Below are 18,317 nucleotides of genomic sequence, written 5' to 3'. Positions count from 1 at the left end.
GTATATGTATGCAACCGAGATCTCAAGGCCGGGCTGACCTCACGCGAGATCCACTGGAGCGACGATCATGGAAGACCTTGCGCATTATCCACCCCTGGTGCCTTGGCAGGTGGGAATCCGCGGCCGCTGCCCGCGTTGCGGAGAGGGCCACCTGTTCGACGGATTCCTGAAACTGGCGCGGAAATGCGAGGTCTGCGGGCTCGACTATTCCTTTGCCGATCCCGCCGACGGCCCGGCCTTTTTCGTCATCTGCTTTGCCTGTGTGCCCTCGGTGCTGTTCGCCGTCTGGGCGCAGGTGACTTTCGAGCCCTCCATGTGGTTCCACGCCTTCGTTTCGATCCCGATCGTTCTCGCGACCTGCATCCCGCCGCTCAGGCCGCTCAAGGGCTGGCTCGTGGCAAGCCAGTTCTACCACAAGGCGGAAGAAGGAAGGCTGGCCAGGCCCGGCGAGTGACCTTGACCCGGTTTCGATCATGGGTTCGTCTCGCGGCCCACGGGTTTGTCCAGATTCAGGTCGAGGTCGAGACCGGCATGCCCCCTACGCGGATCGCTCTCAAGTCGCCTGGAACTGGATTTCGCCCTTGTTGAGGAAACAGGCCTTGTCGAACAGCGATAGGTCGAGCGGATTCGGCAGCCGGATATCGCCTGTATCCGGAAACGGCTTCTTGGCGGGATCATATGATCTGTCGATTTGCGAGATGAAGACCAGCACCAGCCCACGTTCCCGAGCGAACGACCTCAATGCACGTATCTGGACCATGAGCTCGGGATTGTTCCGCTTCTGGTCGAGCAGCTGCAGATAGTCGATGACCGCCAGCGTGCCGCGCGGCGCCGACCACAATGCCTCGATGATGTAGGCGGCGCTGATGGCGTCGGAATTGTCGAAGGTGAACAGATGGTCGAAATCCGCAGGGTCGGCGCCGATGTCCCGGAACCGGTCGAGGATGTCGGCATGCATGTATTCCAGGGTAAAGAATACGGCGAGACTGCCCTGCTTCATGGCCGCCACGGCGAGTTCGAGGCTCATCAGCGTCTTGCCCTGCCCAGGCCGTGCCGCCACGAGGACCATGTCGCCGGGCATAAGCCGCTCCAGCAGCCTGTCGCCAGGCGCGACTTCGGCGGCTTTTGCCGCAAGCAGGCTCCAGCTGCCAAAGCCTGCCTTGGCGGCAACGCGGTCGAGCGCCTCGTGAAGGGGGACATTTTCGCGGCGAGACAAGAGCCTCGCCTGGCGTTTCAGATGATAGACGGGTGCGGAAAGCCGCATCGAAAAACCTCCTGCCGCGAGCAGTCTTGGCAACCCCTCCTTATGCGTGGCGCCCGAACAGTTGGTTGGGTGATGGACTGCCCTGCATGAACGATGCTTCCCGATGGAGGGAGGAGGCGTGGGCGCGCCGGAATCAGATCATAGCGCAATCGAAGCGGACCCGAAATCCGACCTGCAAAAGGCGTCGCTAAACTAGAAGTGTTTCGCCGATGCGTGCGAGACCTTCTATGATCGGTCCCGGTGATTCACAGCTACGAGACATTTCGACAGGAGGGGCAAAAGGGTGCGGTTGAGATCTGTTCCGCTGGGCGCGGTCGTCTTCTGTTTGGTCGTGATCCTGGCCGCTCTGACGGCATCGGTCAGCTCGTTTGCCGCCTTGCGGCCGTCCAACATTCCCGACTGGCTGCAGCGCCATGTCGGCGATGGAGAGGGCCAGATCTCTGAAATCGTGCTGGAGCGGGCACGCGCGCTCTACCAGAAGAAAGTCAGCGACGGCTCGGTCAGCAATCCCTGCTACTTCGCCATGGACGCGACGCGTCCTGGCGACCTCGGCAACAGCGTGCTCGGCCAGCGCTATTACATCATCTGCGAAGCCAAGCAGCTCTTCCGCGCGGTTTCCTCGGGCCATGGCGGCGGCCGCAACCTGAAAGGCGTCGCCGATTTCTCCAACGGCAGGCGTTGCGCGAAGAATTTCGGCAACGCGATGGATTCCGAGTTGACGGCCGGCGGCGCCTATATGACCGCCGAAACGAAGACGTCCTTCAAGGGATACTATCGCCTCGGCGCGCAGAACGCGGTGTTCATGCGCAGCTTCATCCAGTTCGACGGCGAAGGCGAGACGGCGAACGCTAGGCAGCGCGTCATCGGCGGGCATCCGGCGGCCATCCTGAAGGGCTTGTGCATGCGCAAGAACCCGCAGAGCTCTTACGCCGACCATGACGGCCTTGTGCCCTACGGCAAGCTGGTGAATTACGCCGGTGGCCGCAGCAATGGCTGCACCAGCTGGTCGCCGGCCGATGCCGAGCAGATCATCCCCCTCGTGAAGAACAGCCCGACGACGCTCTACATCTATCCGGAATCGCGCGACATCGCCGCCGTTGCGCGCGCCAAGGCCGCAGGCCAGGCGCTCTCAAGCGCGGGCACCTATTGGAACGCCTCCTGTCTGAAGGAAATCGGCACGCCCAAATTCTGGCCGAAGCAGACGCTTGAGCCGATCATCGCGCAATACAAGAAGGACCATCCGGCGCCACCCCCGCAGCCGGTGCCGATCTGCCAGGACTGAAGCAATTCCAGGAAAAGTGTGTAACGATTTTCCGTCCGGAATTGCGAAAAAATAAGGGGCTCTGAGGCTGCCACTTCTACTGCAGCAGCCCCTTGATGATGGCGCTCGCCTTGGCGAAGTCCATCTGGCCGGCATATTTCTGCTTCAGCGCGCCGATCACCTTGCCCATGTCCTTCTGGCTGGCGGCGCCCGTCACCGCGATCGCCTCGCGCGCCGCAGCCTGGATCGCCGCCTCGTCGAGCTGCGTCGGCAGGAATTCGCGGATGATCTCCATCTCGCCGCGCTCCTGCGCCGCCAGTTCCGGCCGCTTGCCATCCTCGAAGGCCTTGGCCGATTCTTCTCGCTGCTTCACCATCTTGGCGAGGATCTGCAGGATCTCCTCCTCGCTCGCCGGCGGCTTGCTGGCGCCGCGATTGGCGATGTCGCGGTCGTGGATGGCGGCCTGGATCAGCCGCAGCGTCGGCAGGCGGTGCTTGTCCTGCGCCTTCATCGCGCTCTTCATGGATTCGGCGATTTTCTCGCGCATTGTGCTTCTCCTTCGAATGCGGCGGACAATAGCTTCGCCGAACGGGTAACGCAAATTACCGCAAGCCGCTGATATTGCTGGACGAATGGAAATCAGAGCTGGCTGGCGGTGTCCGCATTGACCGTTCGGGCGCCTTCGCCTATGTACTCGGTCCTGCATGAGACAATGAGTTGACGCGCGGAGGCTGGGAAATCCTGCTTCGCGCGCTTTGCTGCGCGAGTGGTCCCGTCGACCAGTCGCAGCGCCTGACAGGAGTGCCGCCATGGCCACGATCACCGCCCCCTGGGCCACCGAAAAGCCGACCGCCCTTCTGGTGCTCGCCGACGGCACGGTGATCGAGGGCCGCGGTCTCGGCGCCACCGGATCGGCCGTCGCGGAAGTGTGCTTCAACACGGCGCTGACCGGCTACGAGGAGATCCTCACCGATCCGTCCTATGCCGGCCAGATCGTCACCTTCACCTTCCCGCATGTCGGCAATGTCGGCACCAATGACGAGGACATCGAGGACTTGCATCCGGCGGCCCGCGCCGGCGCTGTCGGCGCCATCTTCAAGGCCAATGTCACCGATCCGTCCAACTATCGCGCCGCCGGCCATCTCGACCAATGGCTGAAGCGGCGCGGCATTGTCGCGCTGTCCGGCATCGACACCCGCGCGCTGACCGTGCTGATCCGCGAGAAGGGCATGCCCAATGCCGTCATCGCGCATGCGCCCGACGGCGTTTTCGACATCGAGGACCTGAAGCGCCAAGCCGCGGCATGGTCGGGCCTGATCGGCCTCGATCTGGCCAAGGAGGTCACGTCGGGCCAGTCCTCGGTCTGGCGCGAGACGCCGTGGGTGTGGAACGAGGGCTATGGCGAGCAGGACGCGCCGTCTATGCACGTCGTGGCCATCGACTACGGCGTCAAGCGCAACATCCTGCGCCTGCTTGCGGGCCTGGGCGCCAAGATCACCGTCGTCCCGGCCAAGACCGGCGCCGAGGAAATCCTCGCCATGCAGCCGGACGGCATCTTCCTGTCCAATGGCCCCGGCGACCCGGAAGCGACCGGCGAATACGCCGTGCCGGTGATCCAGAACCTCTTGAAGACCGACATTCCGGTGTTCGGCATCTGCCTCGGCCATCAGATGCTGGCGCTGGCGCTCGGTGGCAAGACCGAGAAGATGCATCAGGGCCACCACGGCGCCAACCATCCGGTCAAGGACCACACCACCGGCAAGGTCGAGATCGTCTCGATGAACCACGGTTTCGCCGTTGACGCCGACTCGCTGCCCGAAGGCGTCGAGGAAACCCACGTCTCGCTCTTCGACGGATCCAACTGCGGCATCGCGCTGACCGGCCGTCCAGTGTTCTCGGTCCAGCATCATCCCGAGGCCTCGCCCGGCCCGCAGGATTCGCACTACCTCTTCCGCCGCTTCGTCAACCTGATCCGCGAGCGGCGCGGCGAGGAAGCTTTGGCGGAACGTTGACACACCCGTTAGTTAGCTATAATATCGCAAAAATAGAGGCAAGAGCAGCGATATCCGGTGAAGACCATCATCGTCTCGGCGGCCGCGGCTCGTGATCTAGACAATCTACCCGCCGACGTTCGGAACCAAGTATCTGACGGCCTGATAGATTACGCGATAAGCGGTCGAGGAGATGTAAAGCGCCTATCCGGTAGAGACGGCTACAGGCTGCGGATCGGTCGCTACCGAGTTATATTCGATGAGGATCGCACCACTATCCTAGCGATCTACATAGGAAAACGCGAGACAACAACCTACAGCAGGTCATAGCAGGACAAGATGTCATGAATGCCCCGCAAATCATCAAAACCTCGACCGGCGAGGAATTGGTCGTGATCCCCAAGGCGGATTACGAGGCGTTGCTGCATGCCGCCGAAGAGGCTCTCGAAGATGCTGCGGATGTCGCCATATATGACGAGCGCAAAGCCGACCTCAAAACCGAAAGGGCGCTGCCGGCAGACGTGACCATGGATGTCTTGCGCGGCTCCAGTCGACTAAAGGCGCTACGCAACTGGCGGAAGCTTACCCAGGCCGAACTGGCGGCGGCGATCGGTGTCAGCCAAGGTTTCCTGTCGGACCTCGAATCCAATCGCCGTAAGCCGTCAGAGCAGACCAGCGCAACGTTGGCGAAGGCGCTCGATGTCCCCAGCGAATGGATCGAGCCTTAGTCATCGTCAAGCCGTGTCGATCAGCGGCTCCTGCGTGTGCATGCGCTCGACTTCCTTCGGCGTCGGCTTGGCCACCTTCGTCACGAAGACAATGACCGCCAGCGTCAGGAAAATCGCGCCAAGCACATTGGGCGCGCCGCCGAACACGACCGGCGCCGCCGGGCTGGTGAACCAGGAGAAGATCGCCGTGTAGAGCAGCGGCGTGATGATCGAAGTGATCGAGAAGATCGAGGTCATCGCGCCCTGCAATTCGCCTTGTGCCGACGGCGGCACCTTGGCGGCGGCGAGGCTTCTGAGCGGCGGATCAGCCAGCGCCTCCAGGCAACCGGCCACGATCACCGCATAGATCATCCAGCCCTGCGTCGAGAACGCATAGCCGAACGCGCTGAGCGCGGTGAAGGTCAATCCGATCGCCGCCGTCTTCCACTCGCCGAGTTTCGGAATGATCCGCGGCAGCACCGTCGCCATGATGATCGCGCCGCACAGGCCGAAGGCGCCGAGCGAGAAGCCGATCTGTTGCTGGTTCCAGCCATAGCGGTAGTTGGAGACGAACGCCCACACCGCCGGATACATCATGTGGCCGAGCGTCATCAAGAAGAACACCAGCCCGATCCAGCCGATGCCCGGATAATTGCGCATCTGGATCAGCGTGCCGACCGGATTGGCGCGCTTCCACTCGAAGGGCCGACGGTGCTTTTCGTCCAGCGTTTCCGGCAGGAACACCATCGCGATCAGGAAATTCACGAAGGCAAGCGCGGCGGCGAAATAGAACGGCACACGCGGCCCGAACGTGCCGAGCACCCCGCCCAGCACCGGGCCAATGACGAAGCCGACGCCGAAGGCGATGCCGAGCAGGCCGAAATTCTTCGCCCGGTTCTCGTCGTTCGAGATATCCGCGATGAAGGCCGATGTCGTCGAATAGCTGGCGCCGGAAATGCCGGCGAGCACGCGGCCGATGAACAGCATCGGATAGGACCAGGCGATGGCGCAGATCAGATTGTCGATGGAGAAGGTCAGCACCGAGGCGAGCAGGACCGGCCGGCGCCCGAAGCGGTCGCTCAACCCGCCGATGATCGGCGCGAAGAAGAACTGCATCGCCGCATAGACGAAAAACAGCCAGCCGCCCTCGATGGCGGCCTCGCTGACGCTGACGCCGCTCAGTTCCTCCAGATAGGCCGGCAGCACCGGCATGATGATGCCGAAGCCGATGATGTCGAGCAAAAGCGTCGTGAAAACGAGCGCAAGGCCCCGCTTGGCGGTTTTCGGGTCGATCATGGCGACAAGCTCCTCCATCCGCCCTGGGGCACGGCGGGACGGACCTTATAGGCGAGGTCAGCGATGAGAACAATCCGCGAACGAACGCAAACGCCTTATGCTGACACCACTTGCCAGCTGGCACGGATCACGGACTGTCTCGGAAAATGAAGCGGCAGTGCACCTCAGATCGGACCACTCATCGTATTGCAGTCGGACAGCTTGCCGCTCTTGAAGCCCCGCGCCAGCCAGGTCTGCCGCTGCTGCGAAGTGCCATGGTTGAAACTTTCCGGCACGACATAGCCCTGCATCTTCTTCTGCAGCGTATCGTCGCCGATCTGCTTGGCCGCGTTCAACGCGCTTTCGATGTCGCCCTGCTCCAAAATGCCCTTCTGCTGGGTGAAATGCGCCCACACCCCGGCGAAGCAATCGGCCTGAAGCTCGATGCGCACCGACAGCTGGTTGGCGTCAGCCTCGCTCATGCCCTGCCGCATCTGGTTGAACTTGCCCATGATGCCGGTGAGGTTCTGCACGTGATGACCGATCTCATGCGCCACCACATAGGCGCGCGCGAACTCGCCGGAAGCGCCGAATTGCTGGTCGAGCTGCTGGAAGAAGGTCATGTCGAGATAGACCTTGTGATCGCCCGGGCAGTAGAACGGCCCGGCCGCCGCCGAAGCGAAACCGCAAGCCGAACGAACCTGGCCGCTGAACAGCACCAGCCTGGGGTCCTCGTAGGTCAACCCCTGGGATTTGAAAATGCCGGTCCAGGTGTCCTCGGTATCGGCAAGCACGGTCGCGACGAACTGCTTCATCTCGTCATTGGCGGGCGCGTTGCCATTGTCCTGTGTCTCGGTGATCTGGCCGCCGCCGCCCGGCAGCAAGCCGCCGTCGCCGCCACCCAGGATCTGCGACGGGTCGAAGCCGAAATACCATCCCGCGAGCACAACCAGGACGACCAGGAGGATGCTGCCGCCACCGCCGGTGCGGCCGCCGATCGGGACGCGGAACTGACCGCCGCCACCCAATCCGCCGCCACCGCCGCTGTCGCTGCGCTCGTCCTCGATGTTGTCGCTCTGACGACGGCCTCTCCAAAGCATGGCAACTCCTCGCAATGCGAATGTCCTGGAGGGGCTGGCCCGCGACCGCCCCGTGCTGACAACTATCGCAACGGCCAGCCCAAGTCACAGAATTTTTCGCGCCCGAAAAATGCGCGGGCCGGAGGAAACTCCGATCGGCTGGTTAATTTCCACTCCCGATAAACCGGCTGAAAACCTCAGCTTTTCTGCTTGGCGCCGGCGCTCTTGCCGTCCGAACTTTTCGACCGTTCCTCGAAACGTGCAGCGCCCTTCTTCAGCGGATGGCCGGTCTCGGCTTCGGTCTTGCGCTCGTCTCCGGCGGCGGCCTGCCGCAATTCCCTGGCCGCCTGCCTTCCCTTGGCGGTCGGTGCCTGTTCGATGCCCATTGCTTCCTCCCTAAGCGCGATAATCGCGGGATGTGGAAAGTAATGCGGCGAAGATCAGTCGGTTCCGCTCTCAAGCGCTCGGATGGATCGAGCTCTACGCCTGGCGATGCGTCATCGCCCGGCGGAAAGCGTCCAGCGTTTCGGCGCTGACATGGTGCTCGATGCCTTCGGCGTCGATGCGCGCCGTCTCGGCGCTGACGCCCAGCGAGCGCAGGAAGGCTTCCACTGTCTGGTGGCGGATGCGGCTTTCCTCCGCGACCTTGCGGCCGGTCTCGGTCAGGAACACGCCGCGATAGGGCTTTCGCGAGACCAGCCCGTCGGCGCAGAGCCTGGTCAGCATCTTGGCAACCGTCGGCTGCGCAACGCCGAGCCTTGCCGCGATATCCACCTGCCGCGCCTCGTTGCCGTCCTCGATCAGGTCGGCGATCAGCTCGACATAGTCTTCGACCAGCGCGCTGCGGCGCGCCTGGCGCTGCTGCCGGAATCCTTCCGAATGGATTTCGGCATCGGGAAGCGGCTCCTCGCGTCGAACTGGTTTGTTCCTAAGCGCCAATATGCGCTCCTCCTGAATCGGGATCGCATCCATAGCACGAAACCCCTGATGACCCGGCCGTTTATTTGCATTCCCGCGCGGGTGCAACCGGCGTTTCCGCCGCCCGCCCTGGAACTTGCTCCCGCGGATCACGAAAGCATGATCAATGAAATATAGCATATTGCATAATGTTGAGCTGTGGCATAGATAAGAGGCACGTTTGACAATTCCAGCGGAAATCCCATGTCCGATGCCGATGCAGCAACCGTAGCCCGACCCTCATGGCGATTCGACAGGCCGGACGACGAGCAGCCAAGCCTGCGCGAGGTGAACGCCTCGATCGCGGTGCCGCGGACCGGCGTCTGGTTCCGCCGCCTGTTTGCCTTCATGGGGCCGGGCTACATGGTTTCGGTCGGCTATATGGACCCCGGCAACTGGGCGACGGACCTCGCCGGTGGCGCGCAGTTCGGCTACACGCTGCTTTTCGTCATCATGCTGTCAAACCTGATGGCGATCCTGCTGCAGGCGCTCGCCGCCCGTCTCGGCATCGCCACCGGCCGCGACCTCGCCCAGGCTTGCCGCGCCTATTATCCTCGCCCCGTCAATCTGGTGCTCTGGATCGCCTGCGAGCTGGCGATCATCGCCTGCGACCTTGCCGAGGTCATCGGCACGGCGATCGCGCTGCAGCTTCTGTTCGGAATTCCGCTGATCGGCGGCGCCATCCTCACCGCGCTCGACGCCTTCCTGGTGCTCCTCCTGATGAACAGGGGCTTCCGCTATCTCGAGGCCTTCGTCGTCGCGCTGCTGATCATCATCTTCGGCTGCTTTGCCATCCAGATCTTCGTCGCCGCACCGCCGGCCGGCACGATCCTGCATTCGATGTTCGTGCCGTCATCCGAAATCGTCGCCAATCCGGCGATGCTCTACATCGCCATCGGCATCATCGGCGCCACGGTCATGCCGCATAACCTTTATCTGCATTCCTCGATCGTGCAGACCCGCGCCTATGAACGCACCGAGACCGGCAAGCGTGACGCTATCAAATGGGCGACGACGGATTCGACGATCGCGCTGATCCTGGCGCTGTTCGTCAACGCTTCGATCCTGATCGTCGCGGCAGTCGCCTTCCACAACACCGGGCATCACGACGTCGCAGAGATCGGCCAGGCCTTCGAGCTGCTGTCGCCGCTTCTCGGCCTCAGCATCGCCTCGATCCTGTTCGCTGTCGCGCTGCTCGCCTCCGGCCTCAACTCGACGGTCACCGCCACGCTCGCCGGCCAGATTGTCATGGAGGGCTTCCTGCGCCTGCGCATCCCGCAATGGGCGCGGCGCCTGCTGACGCGCGGCATCGCCATCGTCCCGGTGGTGGTCGTTACCGCGCTTTACGGCGAGAAAGGCACGGCCGAGCTGCTTGTGTTCAGCCAGGTGGTGCTGTCGATGCAACTGCCCTTCGCGGTCATCCCGCTGGTGCAGTTCGTGTCGGACAGGAAGAAGATGGGCAGTTTCGCCGTACCGCGCGGCGTTGCAGCGCTGGCCTGGGTGGTGGCGGCCGTCATCCTCGTTCTCAACTTCAAGCTGCTCTACGATACCTTCGCCGGCTGATCGCGACATTCCAGCCGCACACGCTATCTTGGCGCTATGTCAGAACGCGACGAAGCCCGCAGATTCTACGCCAAGCTGATGGCCGCGCAGGCCCGCTCAGCCGATCCGCGCGTCGAGGAGGTGTTCGCCTCGGTGCCGCGCGAGGCCTTTCTCGGCCCGGGACCGTGGACGGTGTCTGCCGGCGAAGGCCGGTTCGAGACGCCGAGCGCCGATCCGAGCTACATCTATCAGAACGTGCTCGTCGTGCTCGATGCCGACAAGGGCATCAACAATGGCGAGCCGCTCCTGCACGCCATGTGGCTCGGCAAGGTCGAGCCGAAGCCAGGCGAGGCCGTCACACATATCGGGGCCGGCACCGGATATTATACGGCGCTGCTGTCTAAGCTGGTCGAGCCGGGCGGCAGCGTCACCGCCTTCGAGATCGAGGCCGATCTTGCCGCGCGCGCCAAAGCGAACCTTGCCCAGTACTCCAACGTCGAAGTGGTTCAGGGCGACGCCGTCGCCAATCCGCTACCGCCCTCCGACATCATCTATGTCAATGCCGGCGTCGTCGCCCCGCCCGCCGCATGGTTGGGAGTGCTGAAGTCCGGCGGCCGCATGATCTTTCCGTGGCGTCCCTCCGAAACCGTCGGCCTCGCGGTCCTCATAACCCGCCTGGAAAATGGCTTCGCGTGCCGGCCCTTCATGGGCTCGTGGTTCATTCCTTGCGTCGGCGCCTCCGCCGTCGAGCCAGGCGCGAAAATACCGACCCGCGAGCGCGCCGCGCGCACCCGCTCGATCTGGCTGAGAAAAGACAAGGCGCCCGACCGCACCGCCACCGCCGTCTTCGGCGATGTCTGGTTCTCGTCACGCACCATTCGCGCTGATGACACGCGGTAGAAATTCGCGGGGCCGTGTCGGAAAGCGGCCTTGCCGTTCGTCCTTAGCTCGAAATCCGGCCGCGACGGGCGCGGACCAGCCAAAAGGAGAAAGACTATGCGCAAGATCATCGCCGCCACCTTCGTCAGCCTCGACGGCGTCATGCAGGCGCCCGGCGGACCGGAAGAGGATCCGGTCGGCGGCTTCGAATTCGGCGGCTGGACGTTCCACTACTTCGACGAGGTCGCGGGCACGGCGATGGAGGAGCTGCTCTCCAAACCCTTCGACCTGCTGCTCGGCCGCAGAACCTACGACATTTTCGCCGCCTACTGGCCGTATCAGAAGGATTCGATCGCGGATGTTTTCAACCCGACGACCAAATATGTGGCGACGCATCGGCCGGATTCTCTGACCTGGGAGAACACCCAGTCGCTCGGGCCCGATATCGTTGCCAGGCTTAAGGAGATCAAGCAGGAAGACGGGCCTGACCTGCTCATCCAGGGCTCCGGCAATCTGATCCAGACCCTGCTTGCCAACGGCCTGATCGACGAGATCCGGCTGATGATCTTCCCGTTGCTTCTGGGCAAGGGCAAGCGGCTGTTCGGCGACAACGCGGTGCCGGCAGCCTTCAAGCTCGTCAAATCCCAGGCTACCACCACCGGCGTCATCATGGCGACCTATGAGCGCGCGGGCGAAATCCGCACGGGCTCGTTTGCCCAGCAGGAGCCTTCCGAAGCCGAACTCGAACGGCGCAGGACCTGGAAGTAGCGTCCAGGCTTGTTTCCTCTCCCCCGCCAAAGCGGGCGAGAGGAAAGAAAGTATGCTCACGCCGCCTGGCGATAGCGCGCTAGACCCTCGCGGATGTGGCTGCCAAAAGCCTTTGCCGCTGGCGCGGTGGCATGCTTTGGCAGGTGCAGGTTGACGGAGAAATTCGGCAGCGGCGGAAGACCGGCATCGGAGAGGATGTCGAGATCGGCCGGCACCGTCGAGGCAAGCCAGGTGGTCACGGCAAGGTCGGAGCGCACCGTCGCGGTCGTCGCGTCGATGTTGCCATTTTCGAACACGGTGCGCCAGTCGAGCCCGTGCTCGGCAAGTGCCGCCAGCACCGCCGGCCGGAAGGCGCAGGTGTCGGCAACGATCGAAACCGGCAGCGGCCGCTTCAGCCGTGCCGCGCCGCCTTTGGCGCCCACCCAGACCAGCCGGTCGACGAGCAGGCATTCGCCGGCGCTGCGGCCGACGCGCTCCTCGATGACGGCAAGGTCGATCGTGCCCGCCGCCAGGGCCGCCGCGAGCTCCGGCGACGAGGCGCAGACCAGCGAGATCTCCACCTGCGGATAGGCTTCGGCGTAAGCTTTCAGCACCGGCGCGAGCAGCGTGCCGACGAGATCGTAAGGCACGCCGATCCGCACCTGTCCGGCAACCGCCCCGCCCCTGATTTCGGCGAGGATCTCGTCATTGAGCTGCAGCAGGCGCCTGGCCTTGTCGAGCAGCCGCTCGCCGGAACGCGTCAGCTTCAGACCGCGGCGGTCGCGCTCGAACAGGCTTTGCCCCAGCACATCTTCCAGCCGTTTGATCTGTTGGCTGACGGCGCCTTGCGTCAGGTGGAGCGCATTGGCGGCCGCCGTCATGCTGGCCTTGTCGGCGGTGGTGACGAAGGTTCGGATGAGAGTCGTGTCGAGATCGCGGATCATGGCTTCCATTATATTCTCTAATGCAAACCATATCAAACATTGCATTTACTGATGCCGCGAAGCGCCTAAGCATGCCGGCTTCTCGACTGGGAAGCCCGCATGTCCGAAACCATCATCCCGCTGGTCCTGTTCGCGCTGATCTCGACCTCGACGCCCGGCATCGCCACAACGCTCTCGACCGCCTCCGGCGCGCAATTCGGCTTTCGCCGTTCGGTGCCGCTGATGGCCGGCAGCGCGGCGGGGCTGGCGACTGTGGCGGCCGCTGGCGCGGCAGGCCTCGCCGGCCTGCTCGCCGCGGTGCCCTCCCTGCAGCTTGCGATGAAGATTGCCGGCTCACTCTATCTGATCTGGCTGGCGATTAAGATCGGCCGCAGCGGTCCGCCCAACCTCGACATCAGCATGGCCAGGCCGAACAGCTTTTTCGGCGGCGCCGGCATCCAGTGGATGAACCCGAAAGGCTGGGCGATGGGGCTTGGAGCCGCGGCCTCCTTCGCGGCCCTGGCGGATGGTCCGCTGCAACTCGCGCTGCTGCTCGGCGCAGTCTTCGGCCTGGCCGCAGCCCTCTCGCTGTCGCTGTGGTGTGTGGCGGGAACCCTGCTTGCCCGCCTGCTCAAGACGGAGCGCCAGTGGCGGGCGCTCAACGTCGTGCTCGGCCTGCTGCTGGCCGCCTCCATCCTGCAGATGTGGCGGCCAGCTTCATAGAGGTCAGACCGCGTAGCGCGCCGCCGGCTTGCCGGAGAACAGGCTGCCGAAGAACTGATCCCTGGCGCCGAGATAGGTCGTCAGCCCGGCCGCGTCGGCAAGGCCGGGCGCGGTGACTGTCTCGCCCTGGACGAAGCCGGCAAGTGCCGCGTCGACCAGATCCTCGGCGCTCATGATCCAGTCCGGATTGATCCTGTCGAGGCTGATTCCGGAGACGTCCCACAATTCGGTGCGGATCGGCCCGGGCACGACGGACTGGACTTTCACTTCGGTGCCGGCGACTTCCTTCTGCAGCGCTTCCGTGAAGTTGGCGACATAGGCCTTGGTGCCGCTGTAGATGCCGCCGACCGCGATGCCATAGGCAACGACCGAGGCGATGTTGATGATCCCGCCGCGATTGCGCTTGAGCAGACCCGGCAACACCGCGCGGGTCAGCCTGGTCAGCGCAATGACATTGACCTTGATCATGCGCTCCGCCGTGTCGGCATCGGCGTCGGCGATCGTTTCCAGGCCGGCCACGCCGGCATTGTTGATCAGCAGCGTCACGCTGTCATCCGTCGCGACCGCCTGCTCTACGCGGCGCAGATCGGCGTCGACGGAGAGATCGGCGACGATCGTCTGAACCTTGCGGCCATAGGCATAGGCGAGCCTGTCGGCCACCTCCTGCAACCGGTCGGCGCGGCGCGCCACCAGCACTAGATCGTAGCCCTGCCCTGCCAGCCGGTCAGCATAGACCGCGCCGATGCCTGAGGACGCGCCGGTGATGACGGCCGTGCCCTTGTTGTCCTTCGTGCTCATTGTCCTGTTCCTTTGTTCGCTTCGCCAGCTCAGCTTCGGTGATCGCATCATCAGCCGAGCCCCTGATCTCAATCAGTGGCATATGCCACTTTCGGCGAAATAGGTATATGCCACCATCTTGTCAACGGCTGCGGCAAAAACTATTTCTGCGGCAGGCTGGCGCGTCTTTGCGCCGGCAAGGAGTGATCATGACCGAAGCTCGAAAGCCCGGATTCAGCGACTGCAACAACGCCACGCTACGCCGCGCCGCGCGCAGCCTCGGCCGCTTCTATGACGACACGCTGGGGCCAACAGGTCTGAAAAGCACGCAGTTCGGCCTGCTCTTTCAGATCCACATCAGCGACGAGCCGGCGATGGGCGCCATCGCCGAGGCGCTGATCATGGACCTTTCCGCGCTCGGCCACACGCTGAAGCCGCTGATCCGCGACGGCTATGTCGAGACCTTTCCCGACAAGGACGACCGCCGCGTCAGGCGCGTGCGGCTGACGCCCCGAGGCCGGGCCAAGCTCGACGAGGCGCTCAAGCTCTGGAGCATCGCCCAGCGGCAATTCGAGGAGAAGCTCGGCGCGGAGCAGGCGGCCAAGCTGCGCGCGGCGCTCGATGTGGTGGCCGATCTCGACCTGGAAATGCCGGCGGCCGCCGCCTCGAGCTGAAGAAGCGACCGCCGATCAATTCTTCAGCTGTGAAGACGTGCTGACTCAGGTCAGGCCGGACTCACCTGAATATCGGCACGTCTTACTCCGCGGGCATGGCCACGGGCCGGGCAAACATTCTTCCCGCCAGCACGATGCCGAGCCCCACGATCGGGAACACCGCGGCGATCAGGCCGAGATCAGCCGGCGCGCCGAAGCGCAGCACCGCGGCGCCGACCACCGCGCCCAGCGCGACGCCGAAATAGAGCGCCGAAGCGTTGAGCGACAAGACGATCGGGGCGGCGTCCGGCGCGATCTTGAGGATGCGGCTCGCCTGCGCCGGCGGGAAGGCCCAGCCGACGATGCCCCAAGGCACCATCATGGCCATCAGCGCCGGCCCGGCGATCGAATGCGGCAGGAAGGTCGGGATCAGCGAGAAGGTGACGAGCATCGCGGCCGACAGCGTCAGCGACCAGGCGACGGTGCGGGTCGCGCCGAAGCGGTCGGCGGCCTGGCCGCCGGCGATGTTGCCGATGACGGCGCCGACGCCGAAGGCGAGCAGCATGCCGGGCAGCGCGATCGGCGACAGCCCGCCACCCTGAATGGCCAAGGGCGCGATGAAGGCGAAGACGGTGAAGGCGCCGACCAGCGCAAGCGCCGTCGTCAGCAGGATCGGCATCACGCCGGGGCGCAGCGCCGCAGCCAGCCTGCGCTTCAGCGGCAGCCTGGTGCCGATGATGCCGCGTGGCAGCCGCCACCAAAGGATCGCGCCCGACAGCGCGCCGAGCGCGGCGATGGCGAAGAACGTGCCGCGCCAGCCGGCGATCGCCGCGACCAGCGCGCCGAGCGGCGCGCCGACGGCGACGGCCACAGTGGTGCCGCCGACGACGACGGCAATGGCGCGCGCCCGGTGATGGTCGTCGACCAGCGCCACGGCCGTGCCCTGCGCCGTCGCGGCGAACAGGCCGGACGACAGCGCCATGACGATGCGCGCGATCAAAAGCAATTCGAAGGACGAGCTCAGCGCGGCGACGATGTTGCCGATGACGAAGAAGATGACGCGCCGCCGGTCCCATTCGCCGGTCAGCGTCGCCAGCACCGGCGCGCCGATGGCGTAGGCAAGCGCGAAGGCGGTGATCAGCGAGCCGGCGAGCGGCACCGAAATGCCGGCATCGGACGCAATGTCGGGAAGAAGGCTTGAGATGACGAAGCCTTCGGTTGAGATCGCGAACGACCCGAGCGCCAGCCAGAAGATCCGCTTGTCCATGGGAATTGTCCTTAGTTCAAAAGTTATTGAACAATTGGACATAACAGGGCATGATGTCAACCGAGCCGGCAGAAAATAGCTGAACCCTGCTGACAGCCCTGTGTCAGGACGGGGCCGAAAGAAGGAGGCTGCGTCTATAGGCAGGGAAAGGAGCCGCGTTGAAGTTCGTTGCGTTTGTGCTTAATTCTTGGTCATGACATTGCCCCATCCAACCGCCGACCAGATCAGCCTGCCGATCGTGCTTGCCGTGCTCGGCGACCCGACCCGGCTTTCCATCGTGCGCTATCTGGCTCGCAAGGAAGGCGTGCCGATGAACTGCAGCAAGTTCCTCGACCTCGCCTCCAAGACCAACCTCAGCTACCACCTCGCCAAGCTGCGCGAGGCGGGTGTCACCCGCAGCGAAGCGGTCGGCACCAGCCGGCTGATCACGCTGCGCCGCGACGACCTGGACAGGCGTTTTCCAGGCCTGCTCGACAGCGTGATCGCCGCGGCCGACGGCGACAAGGATCTGCCGGCGGTCGGCGTGTCCGAGGTTGAGGTTTCGGCCTGAACAGCATGCGCATCGCCGTTCTCGCCGACATCCATGGCAACCTCCTGGCATTAGATGCCGTGCTCGACGATCTGAACCGGCGCGGCGGCGCCGACATCACGGTCGATCTCGGCGACTGCGTCTCCGGCCCGCTCTGGCCGCGCGAGACGATGGAACGGTTGCAGGCGCTGAACCTGCCGACGGTGCGCGGCAACCACGACCGCCGCGTCGCGCAGGACACGGCCGACGAAGCCATGTGGCCCTCCGATCGCTACGCCCAGGAACGGCTGACCTCGTCGCAGCGCGAGGCGTTGCTCGCGTTGCCGCTGACATTGGAGATCGCGCCCGGTGTCACCGCCTTCCACGCCCGGCCGGACCATGACGAGAAATATCTCGCCGACGCCATTGTCGACGGCCAGTTGGTGCGCGCGCCGCTGGCCGCGATCAGGCGCCGGCTGAAGCCGCTCGATCCGGCCTGTCGCCTGGTGCTGTGTGGCCACAGCCACCGCAACGAGCTGATCCAAATTCCCGGCGGTCCGGTCATCTTCAATCCCGGCAGCATCGGCTGCCCGGCCTATGACGACGACACGCCGCCGGCGCATGTCTCGGAGCAAGGCTCACCGCACGCCCGCTACGGCATCGTCGAGCTCGGCAAGGACGGCAGTCCCAGCCGCTTCGAGAGCATCGCCGTTGACTACGACCATGAAGCCGCCGCAAAGCAGGCCGAACAAGCGGGGAGGCCGGAATGGGCGCGAGCGCTGCGGACCGGTTTTATAAAGGATTGAGCGCAGCTCATATCCAGGATTGAGGGAGCTTATATCCAGGATTGAGCTGCAACTCGTATCCAGGATCGAGCACCACGATTGAAGTGCATGGCCGAGGGATGAAGCGCAAAGTCACGCTCCGATCGTCGCTGCTGATCGCCGCTCCTTTGTGTCTGGCCGCCCTCCCGGCCTTGGCTCAGGATGCGCCAGGCACAATCATCTCGATCATCGGTGGTCTCGCGCCGGACGATCTGCTCAATATTCGAGCCACCGCTTCGTCAGGCGGAAAGATCGAAGCGCGCCTGCCCAACGGCTCGGCCGTCAAGAATTACGGCTGCAAGACCGTCAACAATTATCCTTGGTGCAAGGTCGAGGACACGCAGGACGCCCACATAACCGGCTGGGCGCCCGCACGCTATCTCAGCCCCAATAATCTAGCGTCGCCCCCTGAAGACAGCGCCGCGCCGGCGGATGCGGCTGCCGCGCCCCAGCCACCTCCCGAAGAACCGCAGCCTGACATAGCGGCGCGCCTGGCCGGCGGCGAGCCGGCCGACCCGCCTTCCGCGACCGAGATCGTCAGGACCGCCATGCTGGATGCCTACGGTCTCGCTTTCGTGACCTCGGCGAGCCCCGAATCCGATGGCCCTGCTCCGGACGCGGCCGGCGGCATTCCCTGCGCGCGCCGCATCGGCCAGCCGATGACCCGTTGCGCGGTGACCGTCGCGCGCAAGGACGGCGACAGCGATGTCACGGTGACTTGGCCGGATGGCGGTGTGCGCATCATCACCTTCCATGGCGGCCAGCCGAGCAGCTCGGACTCGTCCGAAGAATTCCGCTTCACCCGCGAAGGCACGCTCAACATGATCCGGATCGGCGTTTCAGAGCGCTTCGAGATCACGGATCAGCTGGCGCTGGGGGAATAGCGGGCCAACCAATAACCCGCATTTTCGGGGTTACATCCCGCAAAACTCTTCCCTAT

At 64.2% G+C, this 18,317-nt stretch carries 21 protein-coding genes; 12 read left to right on the top strand and 9 right to left on the bottom strand.

All coding sequences use genetic code 11. From position 1 onward, the window contains the following. The first annotated feature begins 67 nt into the window (after window positions 1-67). Window positions 68-454, top strand: a complete 387-nt coding sequence (locus tag EJ069_RS02125; RefSeq protein WP_126059857.1) for a DUF983 domain-containing protein — start codon at window positions 68-70, stop codon at window positions 452-454. 99 nt (window positions 455-553) lie between these two features. On the opposite strand, the gene EJ069_RS02120 is transcribed toward EJ069_RS02125, so the two are convergent. Further along, window positions 554-1,264, bottom strand: a complete 711-nt coding sequence (locus EJ069_RS02120) for a DNA helicase (RefSeq protein WP_126059856.1) — start codon at window positions 1,262-1,264, stop codon at window positions 554-556. Between the two features lie 283 nt (window positions 1,265-1,547). Here EJ069_RS02120 and EJ069_RS02115 point away from each other — a divergent pair, with 283 nt between their 5' ends. Continuing rightward, window positions 1,548-2,546: a hypothetical protein gene (locus tag EJ069_RS02115; protein ID WP_126059855.1), complete on the top strand. Its 999-nt coding sequence runs from the start codon at window positions 1,548-1,550 to the stop codon at window positions 2,544-2,546. A gap of 76 nt (window positions 2,547-2,622) precedes the next feature. Here the strand turns inward: EJ069_RS02115 and EJ069_RS02110 are convergent, their stop codons facing one another. Beyond that, a complete protein-coding gene (locus tag EJ069_RS02110; RefSeq protein ID WP_126059854.1) occupies window positions 2,623-3,072 on the bottom strand; it encodes a GatB/YqeY domain-containing protein in 450 nt (149 codons plus the stop codon). Between the two features lie 262 nt (window positions 3,073-3,334). On the opposite strand from EJ069_RS02110, the gene carA reads away from it, so the two are divergent. Together carA and EJ069_RS02095 are read left to right on the top strand one after the other, a co-directional pair. Then, window positions 3,335-4,537, top strand: coding sequence for a glutamine-hydrolyzing carbamoyl-phosphate synthase small subunit (gene carA, locus EJ069_RS02105; RefSeq protein ID WP_126059853.1), 1,203 nt, complete (start codon window positions 3,335-3,337; stop codon window positions 4,535-4,537). Window positions 4,538-4,908: 371 nt separating this feature from the next. Further along, entirely contained in the window at window positions 4,909-5,244 is a 336-nt protein-coding gene (locus tag EJ069_RS02095; RefSeq protein WP_245456418.1) for a helix-turn-helix transcriptional regulator, read from the top strand. Between the two features lie 6 nt (window positions 5,245-5,250). Here EJ069_RS02095 and EJ069_RS02090 read toward each other — a convergent pair whose 3' ends face one another. The 4 genes from EJ069_RS02090 to mntR form a co-directional block, all read right to left on the bottom strand. Continuing rightward, on the bottom strand, window positions 5,251-6,519 hold the full coding sequence (locus EJ069_RS02090; RefSeq protein WP_126059850.1) for a TCR/Tet family MFS transporter: 1,269 nt from the start codon (window positions 6,517-6,519) through the stop codon (window positions 5,251-5,253). Window positions 6,520-6,683: 164 nt separating this feature from the next. Then, a complete protein-coding gene (locus tag EJ069_RS02085) occupies window positions 6,684-7,598 on the bottom strand; it encodes a neutral zinc metallopeptidase (RefSeq protein ID WP_126059849.1) in 915 nt (304 codons plus the stop codon). 176 nt (window positions 7,599-7,774) lie between these two features. Continuing rightward, complete coding sequence (locus EJ069_RS02080) at window positions 7,775-7,963, bottom strand: hypothetical protein (RefSeq protein ID WP_126059848.1); 189 nt, start codon at window positions 7,961-7,963, stop codon at window positions 7,775-7,777. Between the two features lie 94 nt (window positions 7,964-8,057). Next, window positions 8,058-8,516, bottom strand: a complete 459-nt coding sequence (mntR, locus tag EJ069_RS02075) for a manganese-binding transcriptional regulator MntR (RefSeq protein ID WP_042647014.1) — start codon at window positions 8,514-8,516, stop codon at window positions 8,058-8,060. Window positions 8,517-8,738: 222 nt separating this feature from the next. Here mntR and EJ069_RS02070 point away from each other — a divergent pair, with 222 nt between their 5' ends. The 3 genes from EJ069_RS02070 (at window position 8,739) to EJ069_RS02060 (ending at window position 11,723) form a co-directional block, all read left to right on the top strand. Then, on the top strand, window positions 8,739-10,097 hold the full coding sequence (locus tag EJ069_RS02070) for an Nramp family divalent metal transporter (protein WP_126059847.1): 1,359 nt from the start codon (window positions 8,739-8,741) through the stop codon (window positions 10,095-10,097). A gap of 36 nt (window positions 10,098-10,133) precedes the next feature. Continuing rightward, on the top strand, window positions 10,134-10,976 hold the full coding sequence (locus tag EJ069_RS02065) for a protein-L-isoaspartate O-methyltransferase (RefSeq protein ID WP_126059846.1): 843 nt from the start codon (window positions 10,134-10,136) through the stop codon (window positions 10,974-10,976). Between the two features lie 96 nt (window positions 10,977-11,072). Next, entirely contained in the window at window positions 11,073-11,723 is a 651-nt protein-coding gene (locus EJ069_RS02060; protein WP_126059845.1) for a dihydrofolate reductase family protein, read from the top strand. Between the two features lie 56 nt (window positions 11,724-11,779). Here the strand turns inward: EJ069_RS02060 and EJ069_RS02055 are convergent, their stop codons facing one another. Then, window positions 11,780-12,646, bottom strand: a complete 867-nt coding sequence (locus EJ069_RS02055) for a LysR substrate-binding domain-containing protein (protein WP_126064609.1) — start codon at window positions 12,644-12,646, stop codon at window positions 11,780-11,782. Between the two features lie 99 nt (window positions 12,647-12,745). On the opposite strand from EJ069_RS02055, the gene EJ069_RS02050 reads away from it, so the two are divergent. Next, complete coding sequence (locus tag EJ069_RS02050) at window positions 12,746-13,348, top strand: LysE family translocator (protein WP_126059844.1); 603 nt, start codon at window positions 12,746-12,748, stop codon at window positions 13,346-13,348. A gap of 3 nt (window positions 13,349-13,351) precedes the next feature. On the opposite strand, the gene EJ069_RS02045 is transcribed toward EJ069_RS02050, so the two are convergent. Then, window positions 13,352-14,146 (bottom strand): SDR family oxidoreductase, encoded by a 795-nt coding sequence (locus tag EJ069_RS02045; protein WP_126059843.1) that lies wholly within the window; start codon window positions 14,144-14,146, stop codon window positions 13,352-13,354. 188 nt (window positions 14,147-14,334) lie between these two features. Between EJ069_RS02045 and EJ069_RS02040 the strand changes: the two genes are divergently transcribed. Then, complete coding sequence (locus EJ069_RS02040) at window positions 14,335-14,799, top strand: MarR family winged helix-turn-helix transcriptional regulator (RefSeq protein ID WP_126059842.1); 465 nt, start codon at window positions 14,335-14,337, stop codon at window positions 14,797-14,799. An 82-nt stretch (window positions 14,800-14,881) separates the two neighbouring features. Here the strand turns inward: EJ069_RS02040 and EJ069_RS02035 are convergent, their stop codons facing one another. Further along, the gene (locus EJ069_RS02035) at window positions 14,882-16,045 is read right to left on the bottom strand and encodes an MFS transporter (RefSeq protein ID WP_126059841.1); all 1,164 of its coding nucleotides are present in this window, start codon (window positions 16,043-16,045) and stop codon (window positions 14,882-14,884) included. A gap of 193 nt (window positions 16,046-16,238) precedes the next feature. Between EJ069_RS02035 and EJ069_RS02030 the strand changes: the two genes are divergently transcribed. The 3 genes from EJ069_RS02030 to EJ069_RS02020 all read left to right on the top strand — a co-directional run bounded on the left by EJ069_RS02030 (window position 16,239) and on the right by EJ069_RS02020 (window position 18,261). Continuing rightward, the gene (locus EJ069_RS02030) at window positions 16,239-16,595 is read left to right on the top strand and encodes a helix-turn-helix transcriptional regulator (RefSeq protein ID WP_126059840.1); all 357 of its coding nucleotides are present in this window, start codon (window positions 16,239-16,241) and stop codon (window positions 16,593-16,595) included. Window positions 16,596-16,600: 5 nt separating this feature from the next. Beyond that, entirely contained in the window at window positions 16,601-17,359 is a 759-nt protein-coding gene (locus EJ069_RS02025; RefSeq protein ID WP_126059839.1) for a metallophosphoesterase family protein, read from the top strand. Between the two features lie 98 nt (window positions 17,360-17,457). Beyond that, window positions 17,458-18,261, top strand: coding sequence for an SH3 domain-containing protein (locus tag EJ069_RS02020; protein WP_126059838.1), 804 nt, complete (start codon window positions 17,458-17,460; stop codon window positions 18,259-18,261). The last annotated feature ends 56 nt before the right edge of the window (window positions 18,262-18,317 follow it).

The sequence above is a fragment of the Mesorhizobium sp. M2A.F.Ca.ET.043.05.1.1 genome (assembly GCF_003952445.1).
In the GTDB taxonomy this organism is placed as follows: Bacteria; Pseudomonadota; Alphaproteobacteria; order Rhizobiales; family Rhizobiaceae; genus Mesorhizobium.
Note: the sequence above shows the minus strand (reverse complement) of the source record. Positions and strands in the feature narration are given on the sequence as shown.

Coding starts and splice junctions, on each gene's coding strand:
- EJ069_RS02060 (WP_126059845.1), top strand. CDS start 11,073: ATGCGCAAGATCATCGCCGCCACCTTCGTCAGCCTCGACGGCGTCATG.
- EJ069_RS02050 (WP_126059844.1), top strand. CDS start 12,746: ATGTCCGAAACCATCATCCCGCTGGTCCTGTTCGCGCTGATCTCGACC.
- EJ069_RS02085 (WP_126059849.1), bottom strand. CDS start 7,598: ATGCTTTGGAGAGGCCGTCGTCAGAGCGACAACATCGAGGACGAGCGC.
- EJ069_RS02120 (WP_126059856.1), bottom strand. CDS start 1,264: ATGCGGCTTTCCGCACCCGTCTATCATCTGAAACGCCAGGCGAGGCTC.
- EJ069_RS02040 (WP_126059842.1), top strand. CDS start 14,335: ATGACCGAAGCTCGAAAGCCCGGATTCAGCGACTGCAACAACGCCACG.
- carA (WP_126059853.1), top strand. CDS start 3,335: ATGGCCACGATCACCGCCCCCTGGGCCACCGAAAAGCCGACCGCCCTT.
- EJ069_RS02045 (WP_126059843.1), bottom strand. CDS start 14,146: ATGAGCACGAAGGACAACAAGGGCACGGCCGTCATCACCGGCGCGTCC.
- EJ069_RS02125 (WP_126059857.1), top strand. CDS start 68: ATGGAAGACCTTGCGCATTATCCACCCCTGGTGCCTTGGCAGGTGGGA.
- EJ069_RS02020 (WP_126059838.1), top strand. CDS start 17,458: ATGAAGCGCAAAGTCACGCTCCGATCGTCGCTGCTGATCGCCGCTCCT.
- EJ069_RS02070 (WP_126059847.1), top strand. CDS start 8,739: ATGTCCGATGCCGATGCAGCAACCGTAGCCCGACCCTCATGGCGATTC.
- EJ069_RS02090 (WP_126059850.1), bottom strand. CDS start 6,519: ATGATCGACCCGAAAACCGCCAAGCGGGGCCTTGCGCTCGTTTTCACG.
- EJ069_RS02055 (WP_126064609.1), bottom strand. CDS start 12,646: ATGATCCGCGATCTCGACACGACTCTCATCCGAACCTTCGTCACCACC.
- EJ069_RS02065 (WP_126059846.1), top strand. CDS start 10,134: ATGTCAGAACGCGACGAAGCCCGCAGATTCTACGCCAAGCTGATGGCC.
- EJ069_RS02035 (WP_126059841.1), bottom strand. CDS start 16,045: ATGGACAAGCGGATCTTCTGGCTGGCGCTCGGGTCGTTCGCGATCTCA.
- EJ069_RS02030 (WP_126059840.1), top strand. CDS start 16,239: ATGACATTGCCCCATCCAACCGCCGACCAGATCAGCCTGCCGATCGTG.
- EJ069_RS02025 (WP_126059839.1), top strand. CDS start 16,601: ATGCGCATCGCCGTTCTCGCCGACATCCATGGCAACCTCCTGGCATTA.
- EJ069_RS02110 (WP_126059854.1), bottom strand. CDS start 3,072: ATGCGCGAGAAAATCGCCGAATCCATGAAGAGCGCGATGAAGGCGCAG.
- EJ069_RS02080 (WP_126059848.1), bottom strand. CDS start 7,963: ATGGGCATCGAACAGGCACCGACCGCCAAGGGAAGGCAGGCGGCCAGG.